This is a genomic window from Bacillus sp. Bvel1 (genome assembly GCF_014872755.1).
GTDB classification, from domain to species: Bacteria; Bacillota; Bacilli; order Bacillales; family Bacillaceae; genus Bacillus; species Bacillus velezensis.
Window position 1 is genome coordinate 794,891 of record NZ_JAAOBZ010000008.1, and the last position, 22,516, is coordinate 817,406.

Here is a 22,516-nt window from a genome sequence, read left to right on the forward strand (position 1 = left end):
TGAGATTCATTTGCAAGCGGTCTTCACTTTTGAAATAAGACAGGAGAGTTTCTTTCTATCGCCCTTATTAGCGGTGAGCCAAAAACCGTAATGGTTTGCTGCCGCGGATCCCCCAGCAGCCCCCACTGGAAGTCCTGATGAATAAAGAAACAATAGTCTCCATTTGGAATAACGGAGACCAGCCATTCACCGAATTCATCTTTATCAATTGGCGCATGAGGATTAAATAGATAACATTCATGCTGCCAGTCCAGCGCATATATAAACTCTTGCTTTAAGGTACAAGATTGAAGTGCCTTTAGTATCTGCAGTACGATGAGTTCCACTGCATTCATGGTCAGAATGATTGGGTCGCTTGTGTTTATTTTTGTATTGATTTTTGTAAAGACTAATTCCGACATGAACGCACCCTTTCTTCATGCGTTTTCATATAACCCTGCACCCAATCTTTTAATTCTTCAATCGTATGCAGATACGAATCAGGCGAATCTTTCAGATCAAACCCGCTCAAATACACGAGCATCTCCCAAACGTTTTCATCCTCAACCTCCGGATCATCTGCAGCCACGTACTCGCATGCCCAATCCGACACTTCTTCCCTCGCCGCTTGACCGTTCAGGATCAGATCAGCCTTCTTCAGACATTCTGCTATTGTGGGTTCTTTCACGTCAGAAGCCTGCCTTTCTTGTTTAAAATGCTGACCAACAGCCCTCTCACCCGTTCGTGCCGCCCGATTTCCCGGCTGAGCTCCGGATAATCTGTTAAAGCGTTTTTCAGCTGCGCATATTGCGGATACAGCTCAAAAAAGGATTTATATAAGGCTTTACGCTGGCGCTTAGGCATTTGTTTATTCGCCAAAACAAAATCTAAGCTGCCGCAGACAAGCGCGAAATACTCATAAAAATCCCCCGCGCAGGCAGCCCCCTCAAAGTCTTCTTCGAATCTCCCAGCATCCGAAGGCAGCGGACCCTCTAATTCTTTTTTGTGTAATTTCAAGCTTCTGATGACGTCATTATTTAAAGAATATCTGTTGGATCTTAACATCTCATTTAGCCGCTTTCCCATTACTGATATCCCGCTTATAAATCCCTGAATTCGAGACCGCGTAAATGGCATTGCTAGTCAGCTTCAGCTGATGCCCGGAAAGCTCATCGCCATCCGCATCACAGCACGTTATCTCTTGCATCGGCAGACTGACATCAGCCGGAATGAGAGACAGTGAATGATCATCTTTGCATATCCAAAACCCGTCATCTGAAATCGCTAGCTGGTCGTAAACCCCGGAATATGTTTTATCAGAAATAATCCAAACTCGTTTCACGTCGGTTTCATCAAACGCAGCAATGACTGTATAAGCGTAATACAGCATGTAGATCAGTCCGTCTTTTTCTGCAAGTGCATAGCAGTCATCTGCCGCGGGTGCATATATTTCTGAAAGCTGCTGATCAATGTGAATTTTCTTTAGCTGCCCGTCTAAAGTGAAGCACAGCACACTGTGCCCTTCATGATTTTCATCACTATAAATACCTTCATCACTTAAACCGATCCACAGGTTTTGTTTTTCGTCCAAAAGACTGCATGAAACCCCTGAAGGCAGAGAAAATGCACTTTGTTCTGTTCCTTCTGCTGAAAATACTTTCACTTTATACTCATGCGATTCAAAGAAAATCAACACATACCTGGCAGCCGAACTCTGTTGAAACAGCATAATATCCTCACACGGAATTTGTTCATCGATATGAACCTCTCGGGTGTCGCCGGATTCCTCCGTGATCGTAAACGAAAGACTGCCATTCTGATGCCGTCCGAGATACAGACGCCCACGGTCATCAAAATGGATGAAACATCCTTTTACTGGTTCGTCATGTAGCTTGTTCATTTTTATTTTCATGTAATTGCCCCTTGCTATTTATAATGAGCGGCGAGCTTTCTTTGAAATTCATCCGGAACGATCTGATTCGGGAATACAACTGATATCCAGTCTAAAACATGATCATCTAACAGCCTCCATGATTCTAACATTTTTCCCGCAATCTCCTGATCAATGCCTAAAATACAAATTTCAAATTCCCTCTCTCCGTAAATCGCCCACTTGAAAGTCGGTGAAGCCCAAACAACACGAGATGCCATGTTCAATATACAGTCATTTTTACTGTGCTTTGGATAATCAGTTAAGATTGAAAGATATTCATCTGCAGCTATATGCAAAGGGATCTTTAACCAGTTAAAATATCCGAATTCCCCGTAAAACCGATTCATATCATCCGAGTGTTCCAGAACGGCCATTAAGATAAATTCATCGTGATGATGTTGCGCCAAACTTTTGAGCATCATCCAGCCTTCTTCAGACAAGACCCAGTGGAATTCCTCGAATAGATAATAATGTTTTTGTTGTTTAAATACTTGTTCGGGCAACGTTTTGTCTTCATGAAATAAGGAATATATCTGAGATTGAAAGACTGCCGATTCCTTTGTGTTCTTTATAAAAAAGGGATGCATCTTGTACCTCTTATTTTCGGCGGTTTATACGCAAGCTCACAGCCATATTCTGTGTGGAATAAACGGTTTCCAACGTATAAATGTATTTGCTGCATATCCACGGTTTGGTTTCTGTCCTTTAAGAAAAGAGAGGCTGGGAACCTCTCTTATTTGTTTATTTATGATTTCGAATGATACGCATAAAATGATTGGTCGTCAAAGCGAACTGTTTCAGCTTCTATAGCAATCAGCATTCTGTTCATGTCAATGAGAAAATTAGCATTTGATTGATACTCCGGAATTACAGCATTTGATAGATTACCGATTCCTTCCGGGTGGTAACTCATCTCAAATACTTGCCAATTGTATTCTTCGGGATCTATTTTTTCTAATCTCATATCACCAATATCTGCACTAAAATAAACAGATGCTACATTTTGAAAAAGAATGTTATGCGTATATTCGGCTTTATTTTCAACGACCTGAATCTTAAGTGAAAGTTCTTTTTTAAACACTTGAAAATCAAAATGAAGGACAGCGCACCCCCCATCTATGTAATCTACCCATTCATTAATTGTTTTGTACATCGTTTATCTCCCCAATGACGTTTTGGAGTCTTTGAGATCTGATTTTGAAGTCTTCACGAAAAGTTCTAGCTTCTCTTCATTACAGTTCACTTTATAGAAAGTCGTATTTAAGTGATTTTCCACAAATCTAATGATAAATCTGTAATATTCGTTTTCTTTATCAATACTCAAAATAAAAAATGGTTCAATTGTTTCTAAACGTATCCTGTCTTGATTCCCCGCTAATAATGCTTCAATCCCTGATGTCAGCATTTTATATTCACTTTCTAATAAAACGGCAGAGTAATCGCGGGCGATTACTTTATTAGGTTCCAACAGTTCAAACATTGTTGAGATAAAAGGATCATCCTCCGCCTCGTAATACCTTCTCGGTGTTATTTCAAGTTCCAGACAGCTGTCTCCGATTTTGGTCGCTGTCTCCTCCCTTTGAGTGAGAGAGGCTGGGAACCTCTCTTCACATTAATAGACTAGGATTCATTTAACATTTCAATCATTTCTGCCGCTTCTAAGTACAATTCATTTATCCTGTTTTGAATTTCTTCTGCGATTTCTTCATCACTTTCTAGATCTGATAAATATCCCGCTTTACCTGAAAACAACTTTTTTTCACAAACCCATATATCAAAATGATCTACACAATAGCCGTCTTCATTATCGTGAAAGCCGGTGCCGCCCAAATAGGCTGCAAAAAAAAATATCAGTGAATGATAGGTATTCTCCCGACTCTTCCAAAAGCAGCTTCAATTTTCAATCCCATTTTTCTAAACGTTTCTTGATTGTTTCATAATTTGTTTAATGCGATTCGTTCAAAATGTTTTTCTATTCAGGTTGATGTTTTCATGTTACTCTCCGGTATTCTGGCGGTTAGGGTGAGTTAAGTTCCACTTCTTGTGCAACACAGTTTTAACAATAGTAATATTATTGAAATTGTTTATCAATATTTCCCTAGGTATTTAAGGTTATTTTAAGGATTATAGGAATTTTGAACCTTTTATTCATATAAAAAACCGCCGGCTGCCGGCGGTTTTTCGTATTATGGATAGCGGAGATTTGTATTTTGCGCTCCCGCGTAGGATTGGGCGAAGTTTTTGGCGTCCTGGGCTGAAAGCGTGCCGTAGCTGTAATTTGATCTCGGATTCCAGCCGGTGCGCGGTGATTTCGGGGCTTTGAGCGACGGGAATGAACCGATGTCGGTGAATTGGGCCGTCCCGTAGTCGTCTATCATTCCGCCTTTTTCATTTCCGTTACCGAAATAGTTGGCTTCTGAGAAGACAGTCGCGTTTGTATGAATGGTGAATCCTAAATTGAAATTGGTCACATAGTTGTTTTTTGCGTGAAAATAGCCGTATCTCATCAGGCCCGGTGAACGCACATAGACGTTATTAAAATAGTTGTTGGTGATCGTCATATGCGGATAGCCGATATAATTGCGTCCTTCGTTATCATCATTCGGATAACCGAGAATCAGGCCGTACAGATGGTCTGTGAATTTAGAGTTAGACAGCGTCACAAAATCCGCTTTGGCGCCGACATACAGAAGCTTTCCCAAATCGCTGTGGCTGTTCGGATTGTAGCTGTGTCCTTCAAACCACACGTGGTCAATCCAGTAATTCTGCCCGTTCGCTATGTACATCGGAATGTCGTTGTTGCCTGTAATGGCGGCATTATGGCTGATAATGAGATTTTTGAAAATCACATTGTTTGATCCGGAGCCGGTGGTCAGATAGATGTTGGTCAGCCTGTGGCTGGTATAAGAGCCGACGATGGTTTTATTGGCGCCGACTGTCACAACGGCTTTCCCCGGGGAAGAAATATCACTTGTGATGACGATGGTTTTGCGGTCCGTTCCGCCCGCATTGTTTTTCAGATCATTGAGATTGCTGACGTAGACGACGGGGCCGCCCTGGCCTCCCGATACGGCGGATTTTGCTTTTCCGTTATGATCCTTCGCATTGCCAGCGAATCCGGTAAGTCCCTGCATCACATCCGGATAAGCCGCTGCCGCTTCTGCCTGCTTGGATGCGGAACATACGATGGCCAGACAAAGCGCAAAGCCGAGTGCAGCCAAGAAAGCGAGATGACGCGTCTTCTTTTTCATGCCCTTCACTCCTTTAATCTCTTAAATTGCAAACACATGAAGTATTATACAATTACTATCCTCTTTTTCCATGATCTGTTTGTCTGCTTTTTCGTTATGGCTGAAAAGCCCCAAAACAAAAAAAGCAGCCGATACGGCCGCCTATATACGGGTGCTGTCTGCCTGAGTTTCCGCCGGCACGGCTTTTTGCTTTCGAATCAAGGACAGCGCCATCCCCGCAAAAATCATCACAATCCCCAAAGATTGATAAAGGTCGGGGCGAAACCCCGTAAATACGGTGTCAAGCACAATCGCCACCGCCGGATCAAGAAATACGATGATTGATATAAACCGGGTGGATAAAAACCGCAAGCTGTCAAAAAAGAGCAAATACACAATTCCCGTATGAATGATACCGGTTGACACAATCATGATCCAGTTCACATGCGACAAATCAGAAAAAGCGCCGAAACGGACGAACGGGAGAAGAATGATAACGCCCAACCCGGTCTGCAAACAGGTGACCGCATATGGGCTGAGACTGTTGATACCTTTCCCGGCCAGTGTCGTAAAGGCGTAAAAAAGGGCGGCCAGCACGGCCCAAATAATACCCGATCCCATCAGCTGAGAAAATGATGTACTTCCGTTGATGCCGGAAATCAGGGCGGTGCCCAGAAAACAAATTACGATGGAAGTGACGGACACAATATGCAGTTTCTCCCGGTATATAAGGCTCCCTAGAAGAAGGACGAGAACCGGAGCCAGATGATAAACGGAAATCGCTATCGTCACTGATGTTTCCTCAAATGATTTAAATAAAAACACCCAGTTCAGCACGAGAAAAAACCCGCAGGCCAATGTCTGCAGCACCTCGCGCCGGTTCCATTGTTCGGTGCGGTGCCGTCCGGAACCAAACCAGCAAACGCCCAGAAACAATGAGGCGCACAGACATCTCACAAAGACCAGTTCAATTGAAGGCACATTTGTATGTTCCGAGAAAAAGCCGATTGATCCGAAAATGACCATGGAAATGACCATTTTGATGACGGCATTTGATGTTTGTTCAGCTTGCATTGATTTGCTTCCCCCATATCATTGACTGTTTATTCAGACAAATACTAACAGCCATTTTACTTGATTCAGAGGAAGATTTCATCCTATTTTTCGAAAGACGGCGGTCTTTTCTCATTAAAAAAAGCCCCGCATCAGCAGGGTCTTCTGTTTAATGAACGATCAGTACAGGACAAGGAGACAATTGTGAGACCTTATGGCTCACGCTTCCGAGCATCATTTCTTTAAATCCGCTGATTCCGCGGCTTCCGACGACAATCAGATTGAAATGCTGTTCTTTCGCTATGTTTAAAATTTGATGCGCAGGTTCGCCTTGGACGTACAGGCTTTCCGCGTTTACCCCGCTTTCAGCCGCTTTCTGCTTGGCATTTTCCAGAATGGCCGCTCCTTTTTGCTCGACTTCATGTTTGATGTCTTCAATGAAGTTTTCCGGAACATAGACAATCCCTGTTAGGGCTGATGTGGAGACAACGGCTTCACGTCCCGCATAGAGAATGGTGAGTTCAGCCTGCTGTTCTTTCGCCAGATGGATCGCTGCGTCCAAAGCTTTGCTGCTCATGTCTGAACCGTCTACTGCTGCAAGAATTTTTTTAAACATATGAATCCCGCCTTTCTGCTTTTATTGTCCTCCTCTCTTTGCTGAATGTCAATTTTGCCGGCTTTCTCCGGAACATTGCGCTTACAGACTTTCTCCGTTTGTGGCGATGACGTTTTTATACCAATAAAAACTTTTCTTTTTCTTTCTTTCAAACGTGCCTTTTCCGTCATTGCCGCGGTCGACATAGATATAGCCGTAGCGTTTTTTCATTCTAAAAGGGTCCGGGTGGCGCTGAGTGAGTCAACTCCTTAATCCTCCCTACGGTCCGGTTACCGTTGACTCACGCCCTATTCGCTTGCTTCCCTAAAATCCTTTAATAACGCAATTCAAAAAAATAATTAACACAACAATCGCAGTAACAACCACTGCTTCTACAGTGTAGGTCACTTTTTTCCTTCGCATTTGCTCTTTATATTTTCTTTGGATTTCCCTCTTCTTATCAACATTCATTTTTTCGGCTCCTTCCCAACCCCTCGAAAACTTCACATCACTTATTTTGAACTACCGGAATAAGACAGCTCTAGCGCTTTTCGTATGTATTCTTCTTCTGTGATTTCTCCATGAAACCGCCTTTCTAAGAGCTTTTCCTCTTCTTCCGTCAGCACTAAGCCCTCAAAGCCAAGGGTTGCTCTTACATATTTCATCCCTGTTTCAAAATGAATCTCTTGCATTACTACCCCCTCCTCTTTATCAAAAGGCCCTGCGGGTCATTTTCGCCAGTACGCCCCAATTTATTTGGTGCGTATAACTGGGCACTCCGTGACCGCTCCTAAATTCCAAAACAAACTCAAACACAAAAGAACCCAGTCAGTCCCCTGTCATGACTGGATTTTTCCTCTCGTTTAGGTATGCAGCGCCTTTTAAAATGCACCCTTTTCAAAACAACTCAAATCATAATAAAGGATGCAACACTTAAAGGTGTCTGACCTCGCCATAGCGAACCTATTTTACGAGGTGATTCGTGATGGATATGGGAGTCAAATTATCGTCCAAGGACGTCGCAAAACACCTCGGTATAGAGCCGGTGACTGTCCGCAAGTATGCCAGTATGCTTGAAGAACAAGGCTACTCGTTCAATAAAGATTCGAAAGGATGGCGACTCTATACCGAAGATGACGTAAAGACTTTAGAGTATCTATGTACAATGACTAAGATCAATGGACACTCACTCGACGAAACGGTAAAGCATATAGCAAGCCTGTATCGTTCAAAACTGACCATATCGGATACCGCTACATCGCTACAGGACAATCCTTTGGTGGAATTCATGAAGCGACAGGAAGAATTCAACCAAAGAATGGCGGAACGGATGGAACAATTCGAAAAAAGACAGCATGAAAGACACGAGACACTCACTGCGGCATTACGGAAGTCGCTAGAGACACAAAGAATGATCGCAGCCACTAAACAAAAAAAGTAGTGGCAATTTTGGAAATAGAACACACGGAAAATGGCGCACTTATACACACCACCCTGTGTACATGCTAAATCTCTCGATTTCCGTCAGGCGTGTTACAAAAAAGGAGACTTTCACCGAGTCCACTTTTTTATTTTTTCACTCATGCATAACAATTTTCTCTCTTTTGCACCGCAATAAAAAAACAGGCCTGAAGGCCTGCTTAATCTATTTTAGCTTTTTTCCATGTACTCCTAACAATTCCCATGATCACTATGTATACAATCGCAATACCAACAGTTACACCCTCAATTTTTGTAAAAAAGCTATTCAAAATTATTAATAAAAACGCTAGTACTGACGCAAACCAGTGTATAGATTCATATTTTTTGTCACTCATTGCTGATCCCCTCACTCTTTCTGTTAAACACTTTATATACCTAAATCCATCATGACACAATTTCCGCTATGGAATCAAGTGGTAAAATGGTTTATAATTTACAAGGTATTTTCAAGTAAAAAAGGGGGATAATATGAAATTTGTTCTAAAGTACAGAAGTAAAATTATTTTGGCAGTTGTTTCAGTGTTTTTATTTTCAATCCTTGGAACGACAGCCGCTGAAGCCGCTGAATCACCGAATAATCAATCAATAGTTCGAGACACTAATCTCGAAAAAGAATTTTCAAGTTTGCTTTCTAGTCAAAAAGCATTATACGCAATTGAAAACATACCTGACTCAGTGGTCAACCAAGGTTCTGATGCAATTTTAGATTGGTTCAGAAATAACATCGATGATCAATCGCTAATCAATGATATGAACGCCGCTGCAACTGAGCTTCATCAATCGGACAAACCATTCAAGACTCAAGGTGTCCTAGGTTGTATAAGTGCTGTCGGTACCGCACTTGCCAGCCTAGCTTTCGCTCCTGCAAAATTGTTAAAGATCAAAAAGGCAATAAAAGCCTTGGGTGGAGTAAAGACATTCGTCACTAAAACATATCAGTACTACAATTATTACAAGAAAAAATACCGCAGTAAAAAAACCGCTTGGAACAAAGCAGTCTCCAAAGCAGCTTCAAAAGCCAGCCCTGAAATAAAAGAGGCGATAATGGACTTCTTTGGCATTACGGCCATCGTTTCTGCTTGTATTGAATAACGGTTCCACAAAGTAAGAGAGCAAGCCACATGGCCTGCTCCCTTTCACTTGATTATGTAATTTTTGATGCCGGGATGCCAATAAGCCATGACCTCAAAAGCGCTGTTTGCCACCTCATCGTCTTCCTCATCAATCTTAACCAGATCGCCGTCTTCCGCATCTTCAAGGTTCAGATCTCAGATCTTTATGTATCTCCTATCTCCTTCAAAATGCCGCCGTACCCGATCAGCCTTCGCGCAGAAAGCGCATCATCCAAGTAAAACACAGTATTTAAGTTATCATCCGTCACCTTGCTGCCACGCACCACATCCGTGTCCTTAACAGGATATTTAGAAATTTCGAGAACTGCTTTTTGCTCCATCATGGCTTCCCGCACATCGCTCTCAATTTGCTCAGCATCAATTTTAGCTCTTCCCTTGACTCTTCGAATGTCAACAATCGGCGTATAGTCCAGTTTCATCGCCCTTTTCCAAAGACTTGTCCATTCTGCCTGCTTGATATAATTTTTGCCAAAATAACTTCTTTTCACAGGCAATAACACATGAAAATGCGGATGATATGTATCTTCTTCATGATTTTTAGTAATCTCTAAAGCTCTAAAATAGCCAAGTACCGCTGTATCGACCCTTTTGTATTTCATGAGACGATTAAACCCTTTCATCATGTCAAAAATCTTAGACTTCAGCTCTTCTCCTGCTACATTTCTGACAGTCAGCGTGAGAAAAATCCACCCGCAACCGTACTGCCGGTTAGCTTCTTCCACAATTAATTTATTATGATAAGCAATTTTTAACGACCGGCGCCACGCACACATAGGGCATAACCTCACTTTGCAAAAATGGGCTTGATACAGCTTCAGTTTGTCCCCTGCTTTACCATATGGAAATCCATCTTGATCTCCTGTCCCATATCGCACCTCATCTCTTCTCTTTTTGTTTTCGGATCTCATTCTCAATAGATCGTATTCTGTGCTGAAGTGTATGCACGTCACCCTCTAATATAGAAATCTTTTCATTAATGCGTTCAATTATCCCGTTCACCTGGTCCTTTTTGATATCAGCCCAGGCATGTGCCATATCTTCGCGACACTCTTCAAAGGCCTTTGCATGGCTCCCTTTCCACGTATGCGGGGATAAATGAGGCTGACTGATCAAATGGTTGATATCTGCAAACTCATGTTTTAAATTTGTTATTTCATGTCTGACTTGTTTCAAGGCATGAATGTGCTCTTGTTTTATAGCAAAGTCGGCTCTTGCCGAATGTAATGCGTTCATCTCTGCTAGTATAAGTAAACACCTCGCTTGTAAATTTCGGGCATTATAGACTATTTTCATGTTACACTATGGGTTTATTTGGATGAGTAGGAAAAAGGAATTATTTATCATCGGGAAAATTTATAATCAGTTATCTACATATTCGTTTTTATAAAAGTTTCTATCTCATCTATTGTTCTTTCAAAATTCTCTTTAAAAGCATGTTCCCAAACCCTTAATATATGCCAGCCATGTTTTATATAGTAGGAAGTAACCTCTTGATCTCTTTCCTTATTCCGCTTCAGTTTTTTCTCCCAATACGCTTTGTTGCTTTTTGGCTGATTTCCATGAGAGCTGCATCCGTGCCAAAAGCAAGAATCAACAAAGATAACAATTTTGTATTTTTTAATAGCTATATCTGGCTTACCAAAAAGAGATGAAACATTTCTTCTGAATCGCAGCCCCCTGTTCCATAAGGCTGCGGATACTTTATCTTCTAATTTTGATTTTGCTTTAATCGCCTGCATATTCTTTCTTCTTTGTTCTTTTGTATGAGTGTCAGCCATACGATTCCCCTCCCGATTTGTAAAAGTTTTCCCTCAATGAAAACATTTAAATCTTCTATTAAAACAAAAGTTTTCTCCTTTTAAATTCGCGAAACAAACGTTCTCTTTTTAGCGTTAAGATGTGTTATAGTTTATAATGTGTATGAGATCAACAAATGGAGGTTTTTATATGATCTTCCGAAAAGGAGAATTGTTCAGCGGACCAGGAGGACTGTCTTTAGGAATTACAAGCGCCCGTGTCGTTGACAGTTCCGGTAATGAATACAGCATAAAACATGAGTGGTCTAATGATTATGACGAATCTGCATGTAAAACATACAGAAGAAATATCTGCAAAAATATTGATGACCCGTCAGTAATTGAGGGTCCTGTGCAAGAATTGGATATAGAAAGCCTCCCTCCTATAGATGCATTAGCCTTTGGATTCCCTTGCAATGATTACAGTATAGTTGGAGAACATAAAGGAATGAGCGGCGATTACGGCCCTCTCTACTCATATGGTGTAAAGGTGCTCAATTATCATAACCCAAAATTTTTCATTGCTGAAAATGTGGGCGGTCTGCAAAGTGCAAATGAAGGTAAAGCTTTTATTCAGATATTGAGGGAACTGGGAGAAGCGGGGATGGGTTATACAATCACTCCTCACTTATATAAATTTGAGGAATACGGCGTACCGCAAAAAAGACACCGTATTATTATAGTAGGTATCAGAAAAGACCAGAATTTAGAATTTAAAATTCCTGCTCCTACTACTCCAACTCAGTATGTTACTGCATACGACGCACTCAATAATCCGCCTATTCTTGATTTTACTGAAAATCATGAGCCTACGAAACATAATCAAAAAACTATTGAGATGCTGAACTATATTCCTCCCGGAAAGAACGCCTGGTATGAGGGCATTCCGGAAGAATTACGACTTAAAGTGAAAGGTGCCCGAATGAGTCAGATTTATAAACGTCTTCATCCGGATGAACCATCTTATACGGTGACTGGAAGCGGCGGCGGCGGCACTCACGTGTACCATTGGGAAGAGCCCCGCGCCTTAACAAATAGAGAACGGGCACGCCTGCAAACCTTTCCTGATCATTTTGTATTTGAAGGAAAGAAAGAAAAGGTAAGACAGCAAATCGGCATGGCTGTCCCTCCAAAAGCTGCTCAAATTATTGCAGAAGCGATACTAAAAACGTTTGCTGGAATTGAATATGACTCCATTGAGCCAAAATGGACTTTTAAAGAGTTAGTTAAAGAGGAAAAAGTTCCTTATATGATTTAAGGAAAAGGAATCTGCAGTCAGATTCCTTTTTCTAATTCAGGCGCTTTATAAATGTAAACACAACTCTGTAAGCACGCTTAAAAACATAGTACTAATAGATAATTTAAAGTTTCTACTCTAAATGCATAATTCAATCTCTTAACCTTTGTTGACTTCTTTTAGTAATTGTTCAAATGATGAAAAACTCTTATTTTTTACTGCTCCGAGAAAAATACTTACTCTTTGTTCAGGCATTAATTCATTTTCTATACAATAATCCAGTAATCCTAATAAAGTTTTAGAATTCAGCATAATACCATCAACAGAGTATCCCTGAAGATTTCTTTCAGTTAATCTTTTTATTTTTTCTAAATTTTTAACACCTCTAAATTCATTTGATGCTGTTACGTACCCATAAAAAACCATTTCTTTATCCTCGTAACCTTTATAATTTGGTATATATTCCGAAGCCATATGAGAGGCAAAAGAAGCACTTAATGTAAACTTATCCTTGTATCTCTTTGCATCTATTATTCCATACACGTTACCATAACTGATTAAAATATCAATTTCTGTTCTTTCCCCATTTAAAGCTTTAGGATGCATTGTGACCTCAAAACCCAACGCTTTAAAAATGTTTCCCGTACTTTTTTCAAATTGATGATCGCTGTTCTCATTTAAGTAGCTCTCGACAAAGTTAATATTTAAGGCTTTATATTGATTATCAGCCAGGATTTCATCAGCATACTCTTCTGCATCACTCCGAGGAAATTCTTCATTTAGAATTCCAACAAGATCTACTTTATCAAGCATAGACGGAGTAGGTATATTTTTAAGAATACTTTGAAGCTTCCTTTTTGTTTTTAATGAATTAGTTGCAGGTTTTATGTTATGGAAGGAGCTTGCTTTGTAGCTGTCAACATCTAATCCGTTATTTTCAAACATTCTTTGCAAAGAAATGAGATAGCGTTTATTAAACGGATACTTTGCATCCAATATTTCCATCTCATTTTTTATTTCCTCTTTTTTGGAATTTTCAACTATTAATGCTTTGCCTCTAACATATTTCACCAATCCCGTATACTCGCTTATCAGCATAAAAGTATGCGCAACATCAGAATGAGCAGTATTGAAATCTCGAGCTCCTTTATCTGACCTCTCTCTATGTTCGAACTTTTCAGCTATATTTTGTTTTAATTTATTTTGTTCTTCAACACTAGAATTTCGGAAATTGATAATACTTTCTGTTATTTCTTTTATTTGATTATCTTTTTGGGCTACCATTACAAAATAGGTAATTTCTTCTTTTGTAACATAATAATCTAGCGATTCTTGATTAACTAATTTAATTAAAAATCTTACGGGACGTATTTGAAAGTCCTCATGAAACTTAGGTTTAAATCCTTTTTCTAAGAAGTATGCATTTGGATATTGAAAGGTGAGTATCTGCTTCCGAATATTTTGATATACTTTTTCCTCTTTTAGTATAGACCTTCCGGCTTTAGTCAGTACAACCTTTCCCTCTTCATCTAAATAACAATAAGCAAAAGTCCTTAGTAATGCCATCCATGTTCTCCCGCCCGATCCGCTCTCACTTATATTCTGTCTTTTAATACCTATATCTGCTAACTCTTGTTCATATCTTTTGTGTACTTCTCTATTACCTGACCAAGTCAGTTTTAATTCATCAGTTGCTTTATATAAAGCCTTTATGGCTTCCTTGTGAAACTTTGGATCCCTTTCCGGCCTTGTAATGAACCAAATAAGCCTTTCTGCTGCCATATCTCAGTCTCCATTTCTGTTTATAATTCTTTAATTTTCATATAAAGTTTTTCTTCTTCAATACTCATTATTTTTTTCTTTTTCATAATTTCTAAATAGAACGTTATACCTTTTAAAAAATCCTTATTGTGTTCAATATAACTGTCAAAATCGCCATCTGTAATGTTATTTGTTCTTCTCACTATTTCTAGAATTTCAATATCCAAAAGCTCGTCTATTGTTATTTCATTCATTTTATTTTCTTTCAGCAGCTCATTAGTAGCATCGAGGTATCTCAAAACTGTTGATATTTTAGGAACCTTCATTTCATTCAGCATTTTGTTAAAAGCATTATCACTCTTACCGGCTTTTGTACTTAAATGAGTTTGTTTAATATTACTATTATCCCGGATACTATTTAACTTATCTAAAATCTTTTTCGCTATAACCTTTTCTAAAAAGCTTTGAAGTACAACATTACTCATATTTCTCCTCTTTCAAAAAATGAACTTGTTTTAAAAGAACTTACAACTATAATAAAACAATCTCTATAACAATATTATACTCTATAGAGTATTAATTACTTTTCAAGTGATTTTTTATATTACAAAAAAAAGAACCTTCTTAATTAAAAGAAGATTCTGGGTCCTCCTCACTTCACTCCCCAAACAGCCTCCCCATCACCGCTCAGCACACTAAACGTCACAACTTCTTTCTCTCTCGCTGAGTCCCATTCTTTCAGGAAGACACCGTCATAATGTGTGCCGTTCAGGTTGATTCGGGCTTTGCTGCTGTCGGTTATTGTCCAGGTTCCGGTCATTTCCCCGGAAATGGTGCCGTCGTTGTTAAGCCGGATGGTTTTTGGGGGTTTGATCGTAGCTGTAATGTCTTTTCCGTGCTGGATGAGTTTGTAGGCTCCGGATGCGGCGGCTGCCGATATGTGTGTATCCGGTTCTCCTGCGTAGCGGTACGGCGCTGCAACGGGCCATCCGTCTTTGTTCATGTACAGCCGATGCACTCTGACTTCGTGCTCTTCGCCTCTGTTCGGGAAACGGGTGTGGAAAATGAGGTATGATCGTTTCGTTTTCCCGTCGTAAAACACGGAGTTGTGTCCCGGTGAAACGTAGCCCGTGCCTTTTTCAGATTGTGAGGCGAAGCTGTAGCCGCCCATGAGTTTGACCCCGTACGGTTCAATTGCTTTGTCATCGAAGAAACTGCCGTCTTTTCCTTTGGCGTCAAGCATGTTATGGCCTGCGGCGTCATAGTACGGACCGTCCGGATTTTTAGAGCGCGCCACACGCATATTGTAGCCGCCGGCTGTGTCAAGTCCGCCGAATGACAGATACAGATAGTAATATTTCGTTTCCGGATTGTAGCTGATGTACGGGCCTTCGATTCTGCTGTGATTTCCGCCGAGCAGTTTTTTTCCGTAGCCTTGGTTCGGGAGCGGGAAACCGGTTTTCGGATTCATTTCCAGTATAAAAATCCCCCCGGAGTAAGAGCCGTACACCATCCAGAGCTTGCCTTTATGGTCAAAAAACGTTTGCGGATCTACGACGTTCGGGTGAACGTTTGCATGATACGTCGTGCCGTCTTCGCTTTTTCCTTCCATGCCTGATTTCAAAAAGATGCCTTTGTTTTTGTAGGGTCCTTCGATTTTGTCACTCACGGCGACACCGAGAGCGGATCGCGGCGAGTCTCCTTTACAGGCGTTATAGTACATGTAATATTTCCCGTCAGCCAGCTGAGCCACATCCGGCGCCCACAGCGTATCAGACTGGGCCCAGTCGAATGTCTCTTTTAATTCGGAGTAGACGTTCGGGATCAGGGGATTATTGGGATTGACGCTTGAAGACAGTTGCTGCCACTGCATCAGGTTTTTCGACTTGGCGGAAGCCAAATGCGAGCCGAATACATAGTATGTATCGCCTGTTTTGATGACGGACGGGTCATGCACGCTGACCTCTGAAAAAACGGGATGCTGGGCTTTTGCCTGCGGCAGAGTGAACCCGATAACCGCTGCTGAGACCAGGCACACACGAAAGAAACTGGTTTTCATTTTCTGAAATCTCCTCGCTCTCTTCTTTTCTTAAAACGCTTTCAAGACAACGCTCCATTTTATGACGCGGATGGCGGAAATATGTGATCAACAGCGCCGGCTTCCCGATGTACCGCTTTAATACAATAGCAATCTGATTTGTGAAAGACTGGAAAAAAAGTTTTGACTTCTGATTCGCAAACACTTAATATAAAAAACAGTTACTAGTTATCAGAATATTTAAGAATTGAGTGAAGCATATATGACCTTACACAAAGACCGCCGCATCGGGCGATTGTCCGTCCTTCTTCTGCTTCATGAGACTGAAGAAAACCAGCAGATCAGCCGGCTGGAACGGGACGGCTGGAAAGTCTGTCTCGGCAGGGTGGGTTCAATGGATGCGCATAAGGTGGTAGCTGCAATTGAAACCGCTTCCAAAAAGAGCGGCGTCATTCAATCTGAGGGTTATCGCGAATCACATGCGCTGTATCATGCCACAATGGAAGCTTTGCACGGAGTGACGCGGGGCGAAATGCTGCTTGGCTCGCTGCTTCGTACCGTGGGCCTGAAGTTTGCCGTCTTGCGGGGAAATCCGTATGAAAGCGAGGCGGAAGGCGATTGGATCGCCGTTTCCCTTTACGGCACGATCGGAGCTCCGATTAAGGGGCTTGAGCACGAAACATTCGGAGTCGGAATTAATCACATATGAATCAGCCCATAGATTTCAGATGATAGGGGGCTATGCGTGAAATATCATTTTCATGGCATAGCTCCTTTTTGTATGGGCGCTTTACCAAAGTAAAGAAAAAGGGGTTGAAATGATGGTAACGTTAGACGGTTCCTCACTGACAACCGCAGATGCCCAGCGTGTGCTGTTTGATTTTGAAGAGGTTCAAGCATCTGCCGAAAGCATGGAACGTGTGAAAAAAAGCAGGGCGGCGGTTGAACGGATCGTTCAAGAAGAGAAGACCATTTACGGGATTACGACGGGGTTCGGCAAGTTCAGCGATGTGCTGATTCAAAAAGAAGACGCCGCGGATCTGCAGCTGAATCTGATTCTTTCTCACGCGTGCGGCGTCGGTGATCCGTTTCCGGAATCTGTATCGCGGGCCATGCTGCTTTTGCGCGCCAATGCCCTGCTGAAAGGCTTTTCCGGCGTACGGACTGAGCTGATTGATCAACTGCTCGCGTTTCTCAATCATCGCATTCACCCGGTCATCCCGCAGCAAGGGTCACTGGGGGCGAGCGGAGATTTGGCGCCGCTTTCTCATCTTGCACTGGCGCTTATCGGGCAAGGCGAAGTCTTTTACGAAGGGGCCCGGATGCCGGCAGCTCATGCTTTGGAAAAGACAAACCTTCAGCCGGCCGTCCTGACCTCTAAAGAAGGGCTCGCGCTGATCAACGGAACGCAGGCCATGACCGCGATGGGACTGATCGCTTACCTCGAGGCCGAAAAGCTGGCCTATCAGTCGGAACGGATCGCGAGCTTAACGATCGAAGGCCTTCAGGGCATTATCGATGCGTTCGACGAGGACATTCATGCCGCCCGCGGATATCAGGAACAGATGGATGTCGCAGAGCGAATCCGCTATTACTTGTCAGACAGCAAGCTGACGACCGTCCAAGGGGAGCTGCGTGTCCAGGACGCCTATTCGATCCGCTGTATCCCTCAGGTCCACGGCGCATCATGGCAGACATTAGCGTATGTAAAAGAAAAATTAGAAATTGAGATGAATGCCGCGACAGATAACCCGCTCATTTTCGAAGACGGCGCCAAAATCATCTCAGGCGGAAACTTTCACGGACAGCCGATCGCCTTTGCCATGGATTTTCTCAAAGTGGCGGCGGCCGAGCTTGCGAATATTTCTGAACGCCGTATTGAACGGCTTGTGAATCCGCAGCTGAATGACCTGCCGCCCTTTCTGAGCCCTCAGCCCGGCTTACAATCCGGAGCGATGATCATGCAATATGCGGCGGCCTCCCTCGTGTCAGAAAATAAAACCCTGGCCCATCCCGCCAGTGTCGATTCCATTCCTTCATCGGCAAACCAGGAGGATCACGTCAGCATGGGAACCATCGCCTCAAGGCACGCCTACCAGATCATCGCGAATACGAGACGGGTGCTTGCCGTTGAAGCCATTTGCGCGCTGCAGGCCGTGGAATACCGGGGTGCGGAACATTGCGCCTCGTACACAAAACAGCTCTATCTCGAAATGAGAAACATCGTGCCGTCCATACAAGAAGACCGCGTGTTTTCTTATGACATCGAACATCTGAGTGACTGGCTGAAGAAGGAGTCTTTTCTGCCGAATGAGCATCACCAAAAACTGATGACCAATGAAGGGGGAATTACAAGATGACTGATGTAAAGAAATCAATCCGCGCCGGCCGCGGCACCGAACTTGAATGCTTAGGATGGGAGCAGGAAGCCGTGCTCCGCATGCTCCGAAACAACCTTGACCCGGAGGTTGCCGAAAAGCCGGAGGATCTGATCGTATACGGCGGCATAGGCAAGGCCGCGCGAAACTGGGATGCTTTTCACGCGATTGAGCGCTCCCTCAAAACGTTAAAAGATGATGAAACACTGCTGATCCAATCCGGAAAACCGGTCGGACTGTTCCGCACGCACAGCCGCGCGCCCCGCGTCCTGCTGGCTAATTCGGTCCTCGTGCCGAAATGGGCGGATTGGGAGCATTTCCATGACCTTGAGAAAAAAGGACTGATGATGTACGGGCAAATGACCGCCGGCAGCTGGATTTATATCGGTTCACAAGGTATTTTGCAAGGCACCTATGAAACCTTTGCGGAGCTTGCGAGACAGCATTTCGGCGGCAGTCTGAAAGGAACCCTTACGCTGACGGCCGGACTTGGCGGAATGGGAGGCGCCCAGCCGCTGTCCGTCACGATGAATGATGGCGTCGTCATCGCCGTTGAAGCGGATGAAACACGGATTGATAAACGGATAGAAACAAACTATTGCGACCGGAAAACCGCATCAATTGACGAAGCGCTGCGCTGGGCCGAAACAGCCAGACAAGCCGGAGAACCTTTATCGATCGGCCTTCTCGGCAATGCGGCAGAGGTGCATCATGAGCTTTTGAACCGCGGCGTCCATATTGACATCGTGACCGATCAGACTTCCGCTCACGACCCGCTGATCGGCTATATTCCGGCAGGATACTCACTTGAGGAGGCCGACCGCCTGCGCCGGGATCAGCCTGATTTATACGTAAGGCTTTCCAAGCAGAGTATGAAAAAGCATGTGGAAGCCATGCTCGCCTTCAAGAAAAAAGGTGCCGTCGTCTTTGATTACGGCAACAACATCCGCCAGGCTGCCAAAGATGAGGGTCTCGCCGATGCTTTTGATTTTCCGGGATTCGTTCCGGCCTACATCCGGCCTTTATTTTGTGAAGGAAAAGGGCCGTTCCGCTGGGCTGCGCTGTCCGGTGACCCTGAAGATATATACCGCACGGACGCTTTATTAAAAGAGCTGTTTCCAGAAAATCAAGCCCTCCACCGCTGGATTGACATGGCGCAGAAAAAAGTCACGTTCCAAGGCCTGCCGTCCCGTATTTGCTGGCTCGGCTACGGTGAACGGGAAAAGATGGGGCTCGCCATCAATGAATTGGTCAGAAACGGCGAGCTGAGAGCCCCGATCGTCATCGGAAGAGACCATTTAGACTGCGGATCTGTCGCCTCTCCGAATCGGGAAACAGAAGCGATGAAAGACGGAAGCGACGCGGTCGGCGATTGGGCGGTGCTGAACGCGCTGATCAACACGGCATCAGGTGCAAGCTGGGTTTCTTTTCACCACGGCGGAGGCGTCGGCATGGGGTATTCCCTTCACGCGGGAATGGTCGCGGTCGCTGACGGCAGCATCCTTGCGGAACAACGGCTTTCCCGCGTTCTGACAAGCGATCCGGGTATGGGCATCATCCGCCATGCGGACGCAGGTTATGAAAAAGCGGTTCAAGTCGCCGAGGAACAAGACATTATGATACCGATGAAAAAGGAGCGGTAACATGCCGAAACAAATAGATACCATACTCACCAACATCGGCCAGCTGCTGACGATGGAATCCGGCGGCCCCCGATCCGGCGGAAGCATGCAGGATCTTCATGTCACGGAAAATGCCGTCATCGGCGTTCACGACGGGCGCATTGTTTTTGCCGGACATCAAGGAGCGGAGAAAGGATACGAGGCAAGAGACATTATTGACTGCGGGGGACGGCTCGTCACCCCCGGCCTCGTCGATCCCCATACCCATCTTGTATTCGGAGGGTCCCGCGAAAAAGAACTGAATTTAAAAATTCAGGGCATGTCTTATTTGGATATTCTGGCGCAAGGCGGCGGTATTTTGTCAACGGTCAAAGACACGAAAGCCGCCTCCGAAGAAGAACTGATTGAAAAAGGGCTTTTTCACCTCGGACGCATGCTGTCATACGGCATCACGACCGCGGAAGTAAAAAGCGGGTACGGACTCGACAAAGACACGGAGCTGAAACAGCTGACCGCGGCGAAAAAACTGGGTGAGCGCCAGCCGGTCGACCTTGTCACGACCTTTATGGGAGCACACGCCATTCCGCCTGAGTACCGGAACAGCCCTGACGAATTTCTGAATCGCATGCTGCAGCTTTTGCCTGACATAAAAGAAAAAGGCCTTGCGCAATTTGCCGATATTTTCACAGAAACAGGCGTCTTTACCGTCAGCCAGTCGCGGGACTACCTGAAAAAGGCGGCTGAAGCTGGTTTCGGCCTGAAAATCCATGCTGATGAAATTGACCCGCTCGGCGGCGCGGAATTGGCGGCAGAGCTGCATGCTGTTTCTGCCGATCATTTGGTGGGGGCATCTGATGCAGGCATCGAAAAGCTGGCGGAGTCCGGAACGATCGCCGTCCTGCTGCCGGGCACGACTTTCTATCTCGGAAAACACACTTATGCGAGAGCCCGGGAGATGATTGATGCGGGCGTACGGGTCAGTTTGGCGACTGACTTCAACCCGGGCAGCTCACCGACGGAAAATCTCCAGCTCATTATGTCGATTGCCGCGCTTCATTTAAAAATGACCGCAGAAGAAATCTGGCACGCTGTCACCGTTAACGCTGCGTATGCGATCGGAAAAGGCGAAGAGGCCGGACAAATCAAAGCCGGACGGGCGGCTGACATTGTCATTTGGGAAGCGCCGAATTACATGTATATCCCGTATCATTACGGCGTCAATCATGTCCGCCGTGTCATCAAGAACGGAAAGACGGTCGTTTCAAGGGAGGGAGCCGCTCTTGGATAAGTATCCGTTTCTGCAAAAAGCCGGCTCCCTCTTCAACGACCGCCATGTGACAAGGATCGGCGATGTGACGGAAGCGTGGGCGGGACAAACGATCAAAGGGCCGGCTTTGATCGGCGTTCCGCTTTCTAAGTCGTCAATCAGCCATTCCGGGGCCTGCTTTGCACCCGGTGCGATCCGCCGGGCGCTCGGCGGCATTTCCGCATATTCCGCGGAGCTGCGGGAGCATGTCATTGACCATCTGTACGATATCGGCGATATTCAGATTCACGTCACGGATGTCGTCAAATCTCACGAACACATTTATCGGACCTTTTATGATATTCTGACGGACCAGCCTGACTGGGTGCCCGTCATTCTCGGCGGCGACAACTCCATCAGTTATTCCACCATTAAAGCCATTGCGGAAACGAAAGGAACAACGGCCGTCTTTCAATTCGACGCCCACCACGACGTCCGCAACACGGAAGACGGAGGGCCGACAAACGGCACGCCATTCCGCCGTCTGTTAGATGAAAATATCATAAGCGGACAAAACCTGATTCAGCTTGGAATCAGGGAGTTCAGCAACAGCTTGGCATATGAACAATATGTAAAAGAGCGTCAGGCAGACGTGCATACAATGGAGATGATCCGGGAGAAAGGGCTTCTCCGAACGATACAAGACACTTTGCCGGCCGTTCAAAAAAGAGCCGACGCCATTTTTATTTCGGTTGATATGGATGTGCTGGATCAAGCTCATGCGCCCGGCTGTCCTGCGATCGGCCCCGGAGGCCTGTATACCGAGGAACTGCTTCAGGCGGTCCGGTTTTTAGCCCAGGAGGCTGACATCTCGGGTATTGAGATCGTTGAGGTTGATCCGACACTTGATTTTCGCGATATGACAAGCCGGGCAGCCGCACACGTCATTTTACATGCATTGAAGGGATTTAAATTGTCACGTTAAAGTCAAATCCGGCACGCGTGATCTCGGCTGCCGGAAGATTCTCATGCC

The 22,516-nt window shown here is 44.3% G+C and carries 27 protein-coding genes and 2 pseudogenes; 8 read left to right on the plus strand and 21 right to left on the minus strand.

What is annotated here, in order from left to right:
* Positions 1 to 23: 23 nt before the first annotated feature.
* The 14 genes and pseudogenes from HAP68_RS18360 to HAP68_RS18425 all read right to left on the minus strand — a co-directional run bounded on the left by HAP68_RS18360 (position 24) and on the right by HAP68_RS18425 (position 7,482).
* Positions 24 to 401, minus strand: a complete 378-nt coding sequence (locus HAP68_RS18360) for a DUF2716 domain-containing protein (protein WP_015387503.1) — start codon at positions 399 to 401, stop codon at positions 24 to 26.
* On the minus strand, positions 389 to 667 hold the full coding sequence (locus HAP68_RS18365; protein ID WP_015387502.1) for a hypothetical protein: 279 nt from the start codon (positions 665 to 667) through the stop codon (positions 389 to 391). Before HAP68_RS18365 ends, HAP68_RS18360 begins: the two co-directional genes overlap by 13 nt.
* A complete protein-coding gene (locus tag HAP68_RS18370; RefSeq protein ID WP_024085979.1) occupies positions 664 to 1,044 on the minus strand; it encodes a YxiJ family protein in 381 nt (126 codons plus the stop codon). Before HAP68_RS18370 ends, HAP68_RS18365 begins: the two co-directional genes overlap by 4 nt.
* 1 nt (position 1,045) lies before the next feature.
* Positions 1,046 to 1,891 (minus strand): hypothetical protein, encoded by an 846-nt coding sequence (locus HAP68_RS18375; RefSeq protein WP_024085980.1) that lies wholly within the window; start codon positions 1,889 to 1,891, stop codon positions 1,046 to 1,048.
* A gap of 14 nt (positions 1,892 to 1,905) precedes the next feature.
* Positions 1,906 to 2,499, minus strand: a complete 594-nt coding sequence (locus HAP68_RS18380) for a hypothetical protein (protein ID WP_024085981.1) — start codon at positions 2,497 to 2,499, stop codon at positions 1,906 to 1,908.
* Between the two features lie 158 nt (positions 2,500 to 2,657).
* Positions 2,658 to 3,065: a YxiG family protein gene (locus tag HAP68_RS18385; protein WP_015387499.1), complete on the minus strand. Its 408-nt coding sequence runs from the start codon at positions 3,063 to 3,065 to the stop codon at positions 2,658 to 2,660.
* Positions 3,066 to 3,068: 3 nt separating this feature from the next.
* Positions 3,069 to 3,470, minus strand: coding sequence for a WapI family immunity protein (locus tag HAP68_RS18390; protein ID WP_041482385.1), 402 nt, complete (start codon positions 3,468 to 3,470; stop codon positions 3,069 to 3,071).
* A 62-nt stretch (positions 3,471 to 3,532) separates the two neighbouring features.
* Entirely contained in the window at positions 3,533 to 3,742 is a 210-nt protein-coding gene (locus HAP68_RS18395; RefSeq protein ID WP_015387497.1) for a hypothetical protein, read from the minus strand.
* Positions 3,743 to 4,098: 356 nt separating this feature from the next.
* Complete coding sequence (locus HAP68_RS18400) at positions 4,099 to 5,163, minus strand: polysaccharide lyase family 1 protein (RefSeq protein WP_014306116.1); 1,065 nt, start codon at positions 5,161 to 5,163, stop codon at positions 4,099 to 4,101.
* Between the two features lie 141 nt (positions 5,164 to 5,304).
* On the minus strand, positions 5,305 to 6,216 hold the full coding sequence (locus HAP68_RS18405) for a DMT family transporter (RefSeq protein WP_024085984.1): 912 nt from the start codon (positions 6,214 to 6,216) through the stop codon (positions 5,305 to 5,307).
* 148 nt (positions 6,217 to 6,364) lie between these two features.
* Positions 6,365 to 6,811, minus strand: a complete 447-nt coding sequence (locus HAP68_RS18410; RefSeq protein ID WP_004393301.1) for a universal stress protein — start codon at positions 6,809 to 6,811, stop codon at positions 6,365 to 6,367.
* An 81-nt stretch (positions 6,812 to 6,892) separates the two neighbouring features.
* A pseudogene (locus HAP68_RS18415) lies at positions 6,893 to 7,021 on the minus strand (family 1 glycosylhydrolase); the annotation flags it as partial.
* Positions 7,022 to 7,114: 93 nt separating this feature from the next.
* Entirely contained in the window at positions 7,115 to 7,261 is a 147-nt protein-coding gene (locus HAP68_RS18420; RefSeq protein WP_024085986.1) for a hypothetical protein, read from the minus strand.
* A 41-nt stretch (positions 7,262 to 7,302) separates the two neighbouring features.
* A complete protein-coding gene (locus HAP68_RS18425) occupies positions 7,303 to 7,482 on the minus strand; it encodes a hypothetical protein (RefSeq protein WP_024085987.1) in 180 nt (59 codons plus the stop codon).
* 293 nt (positions 7,483 to 7,775) lie between these two features.
* Between HAP68_RS18425 and HAP68_RS18430 the strand changes: the two genes are divergently transcribed.
* Positions 7,776 to 8,231: a MerR family transcriptional regulator gene (locus tag HAP68_RS18430; protein WP_041482386.1), complete on the plus strand. Its 456-nt coding sequence runs from the start codon at positions 7,776 to 7,778 to the stop codon at positions 8,229 to 8,231.
* Positions 8,232 to 8,430: 199 nt separating this feature from the next.
* On the opposite strand, the gene HAP68_RS18435 is transcribed toward HAP68_RS18430, so the two are convergent.
* Positions 8,431 to 8,607: a hypothetical protein gene (locus HAP68_RS18435; RefSeq protein WP_024085988.1), complete on the minus strand. Its 177-nt coding sequence runs from the start codon at positions 8,605 to 8,607 to the stop codon at positions 8,431 to 8,433.
* Between the two features lie 133 nt (positions 8,608 to 8,740).
* On the opposite strand from HAP68_RS18435, the gene HAP68_RS18440 reads away from it, so the two are divergent.
* Positions 8,741 to 9,364 (plus strand): hypothetical protein, encoded by a 624-nt coding sequence (locus HAP68_RS18440; RefSeq protein ID WP_024085989.1) that lies wholly within the window; start codon positions 8,741 to 8,743, stop codon positions 9,362 to 9,364.
* 44 nt (positions 9,365 to 9,408) lie between these two features.
* Here HAP68_RS18440 and HAP68_RS18445 read toward each other — a convergent pair.
* The 3 genes and pseudogenes from HAP68_RS18445 to HAP68_RS18455 form a co-directional block, all read right to left on the minus strand.
* Positions 9,409 to 10,226, minus strand: a pseudogene (locus tag HAP68_RS18445) (protein rep); the annotation flags it as partial.
* Between the two features lie 55 nt (positions 10,227 to 10,281).
* Positions 10,282 to 10,638, minus strand: coding sequence for a YwqH-like family protein (locus HAP68_RS18450; RefSeq protein WP_223203783.1), 357 nt, complete (start codon positions 10,636 to 10,638; stop codon positions 10,282 to 10,284).
* Between the two features lie 134 nt (positions 10,639 to 10,772).
* On the minus strand, positions 10,773 to 11,183 hold the full coding sequence (locus HAP68_RS18455; RefSeq protein WP_024085991.1) for a very short patch repair endonuclease: 411 nt from the start codon (positions 11,181 to 11,183) through the stop codon (positions 10,773 to 10,775).
* 169 nt (positions 11,184 to 11,352) lie between these two features.
* Here HAP68_RS18455 and HAP68_RS18460 point away from each other — a divergent pair, with 169 nt between their 5' ends.
* A complete protein-coding gene (locus tag HAP68_RS18460) occupies positions 11,353 to 12,459 on the plus strand; it encodes a DNA cytosine methyltransferase (RefSeq protein ID WP_024085992.1) in 1,107 nt (368 codons plus the stop codon).
* Between the two features lie 138 nt (positions 12,460 to 12,597).
* Here HAP68_RS18460 and HAP68_RS18465 read toward each other — a convergent pair whose 3' ends face one another.
* From HAP68_RS18465 to abnB, 3 genes are all read right to left on the minus strand, one after another.
* Positions 12,598 to 14,220, minus strand: coding sequence for an AlwI family type II restriction endonuclease (locus HAP68_RS18465; RefSeq protein WP_024085993.1), 1,623 nt, complete (start codon positions 14,218 to 14,220; stop codon positions 12,598 to 12,600).
* Between the two features lie 20 nt (positions 14,221 to 14,240).
* Positions 14,241 to 14,684, minus strand: coding sequence for a hypothetical protein (locus HAP68_RS18470; protein WP_024085994.1), 444 nt, complete (start codon positions 14,682 to 14,684; stop codon positions 14,241 to 14,243).
* A 167-nt stretch (positions 14,685 to 14,851) separates the two neighbouring features.
* Entirely contained in the window at positions 14,852 to 16,258 is a 1,407-nt protein-coding gene (abnB, locus tag HAP68_RS18475; RefSeq protein WP_024085995.1) for an arabinan endo-1,5-alpha-L-arabinosidase AbnB, read from the minus strand.
* A 241-nt stretch (positions 16,259 to 16,499) separates the two neighbouring features.
* On the opposite strand from abnB, the gene hutP reads away from it, so the two are divergent.
* From hutP to hutG, 5 genes are all read left to right on the plus strand, one after another.
* A complete protein-coding gene (hutP, locus tag HAP68_RS18480) occupies positions 16,500 to 16,946 on the plus strand; it encodes a hut operon transcriptional regulator HutP (RefSeq protein WP_004393292.1) in 447 nt (148 codons plus the stop codon).
* Between the two features lie 112 nt (positions 16,947 to 17,058).
* Positions 17,059 to 18,597: a histidine ammonia-lyase gene (hutH, locus tag HAP68_RS18485; RefSeq protein ID WP_024085996.1), complete on the plus strand. Its 1,539-nt coding sequence runs from the start codon at positions 17,059 to 17,061 to the stop codon at positions 18,595 to 18,597.
* Entirely contained in the window at positions 18,594 to 20,258 is a 1,665-nt protein-coding gene (gene hutU / locus HAP68_RS18490; protein ID WP_024085997.1) for a urocanate hydratase, read from the plus strand. Before hutH ends, hutU begins: the two co-directional genes overlap by 4 nt.
* 1 nt (position 20,259) lies before the next feature.
* Positions 20,260 to 21,525 carry an imidazolonepropionase gene (hutI, locus tag HAP68_RS18495; RefSeq protein ID WP_004393286.1) on the plus strand — a complete coding sequence of 422 codons (1,266 nt, stop codon included), beginning with the start codon at positions 20,260 to 20,262 and terminating at the stop codon, positions 21,523 to 21,525.
* Positions 21,518 to 22,468 (plus strand): formimidoylglutamase, encoded by a 951-nt coding sequence (gene hutG, locus HAP68_RS18500; RefSeq protein WP_004393285.1) that lies wholly within the window; start codon positions 21,518 to 21,520, stop codon positions 22,466 to 22,468. Before hutI ends, hutG begins: the two co-directional genes overlap by 8 nt.
* Positions 22,469 to 22,516 lie beyond the last annotated feature (48 nt).

Coding starts and splice junctions, on each gene's coding strand:
- HAP68_RS18360 (WP_015387503.1), bottom strand. CDS start 401: ATGTCGGAATTAGTCTTTACAAAAATCAATACAAAAATAAACACAAGC.
- HAP68_RS18440 (WP_024085989.1), top strand. CDS start 8,741: ATGAAATTTGTTCTAAAGTACAGAAGTAAAATTATTTTGGCAGTTGTT.
- HAP68_RS18380 (WP_024085981.1), bottom strand. CDS start 2,499: ATGCATCCCTTTTTTATAAAGAACACAAAGGAATCGGCAGTCTTTCAA.
- HAP68_RS18420 (WP_024085986.1), bottom strand. CDS start 7,261: ATGAATGTTGATAAGAAGAGGGAAATCCAAAGAAAATATAAAGAGCAA.
- HAP68_RS18425 (WP_024085987.1), bottom strand. CDS start 7,482: ATGCAAGAGATTCATTTTGAAACAGGGATGAAATATGTAAGAGCAACC.
- HAP68_RS18405 (WP_024085984.1), bottom strand. CDS start 6,216: ATGCAAGCTGAACAAACATCAAATGCCGTCATCAAAATGGTCATTTCC.
- HAP68_RS18400 (WP_014306116.1), bottom strand. CDS start 5,163: ATGAAAAAGAAGACGCGTCATCTCGCTTTCTTGGCTGCACTCGGCTTT.
- HAP68_RS18430 (WP_041482386.1), top strand. CDS start 7,776: ATGGATATGGGAGTCAAATTATCGTCCAAGGACGTCGCAAAACACCTC.
- HAP68_RS18370 (WP_024085979.1), bottom strand. CDS start 1,044: ATGTTAAGATCCAACAGATATTCTTTAAATAATGACGTCATCAGAAGC.
- HAP68_RS18470 (WP_024085994.1), bottom strand. CDS start 14,684: ATGAGTAATGTTGTACTTCAAAGCTTTTTAGAAAAGGTTATAGCGAAA.
- HAP68_RS18460 (WP_024085992.1), top strand. CDS start 11,353: ATGATCTTCCGAAAAGGAGAATTGTTCAGCGGACCAGGAGGACTGTCT.
- hutH (WP_024085996.1), top strand. CDS start 17,059: ATGGTAACGTTAGACGGTTCCTCACTGACAACCGCAGATGCCCAGCGT.
- HAP68_RS18450 (WP_223203783.1), bottom strand. CDS start 10,638: ATGAACGCATTACATTCGGCAAGAGCCGACTTTGCTATAAAACAAGAG.
- hutU (WP_024085997.1), top strand. CDS start 18,594: ATGACTGATGTAAAGAAATCAATCCGCGCCGGCCGCGGCACCGAACTT.
- abnB (WP_024085995.1), bottom strand. CDS start 16,258: ATGAAAACCAGTTTCTTTCGTGTGTGCCTGGTCTCAGCAGCGGTTATC.
- hutI (WP_004393286.1), top strand. CDS start 20,260: ATGCCGAAACAAATAGATACCATACTCACCAACATCGGCCAGCTGCTG.
- HAP68_RS18455 (WP_024085991.1), bottom strand. CDS start 11,183: ATGGCTGACACTCATACAAAAGAACAAAGAAGAAAGAATATGCAGGCG.
- HAP68_RS18375 (WP_024085980.1), bottom strand. CDS start 1,891: ATGAAAATAAAAATGAACAAGCTACATGACGAACCAGTAAAAGGATGT.
- HAP68_RS18465 (WP_024085993.1), bottom strand. CDS start 14,220: ATGGCAGCAGAAAGGCTTATTTGGTTCATTACAAGGCCGGAAAGGGAT.
- HAP68_RS18435 (WP_024085988.1), bottom strand. CDS start 8,607: ATGAGTGACAAAAAATATGAATCTATACACTGGTTTGCGTCAGTACTA.
- HAP68_RS18410 (WP_004393301.1), bottom strand. CDS start 6,811: ATGTTTAAAAAAATTCTTGCAGCAGTAGACGGTTCAGACATGAGCAGC.
- HAP68_RS18385 (WP_015387499.1), bottom strand. CDS start 3,065: ATGTACAAAACAATTAATGAATGGGTAGATTACATAGATGGGGGGTGC.
- hutP (WP_004393292.1), top strand. CDS start 16,500: ATGACCTTACACAAAGACCGCCGCATCGGGCGATTGTCCGTCCTTCTT.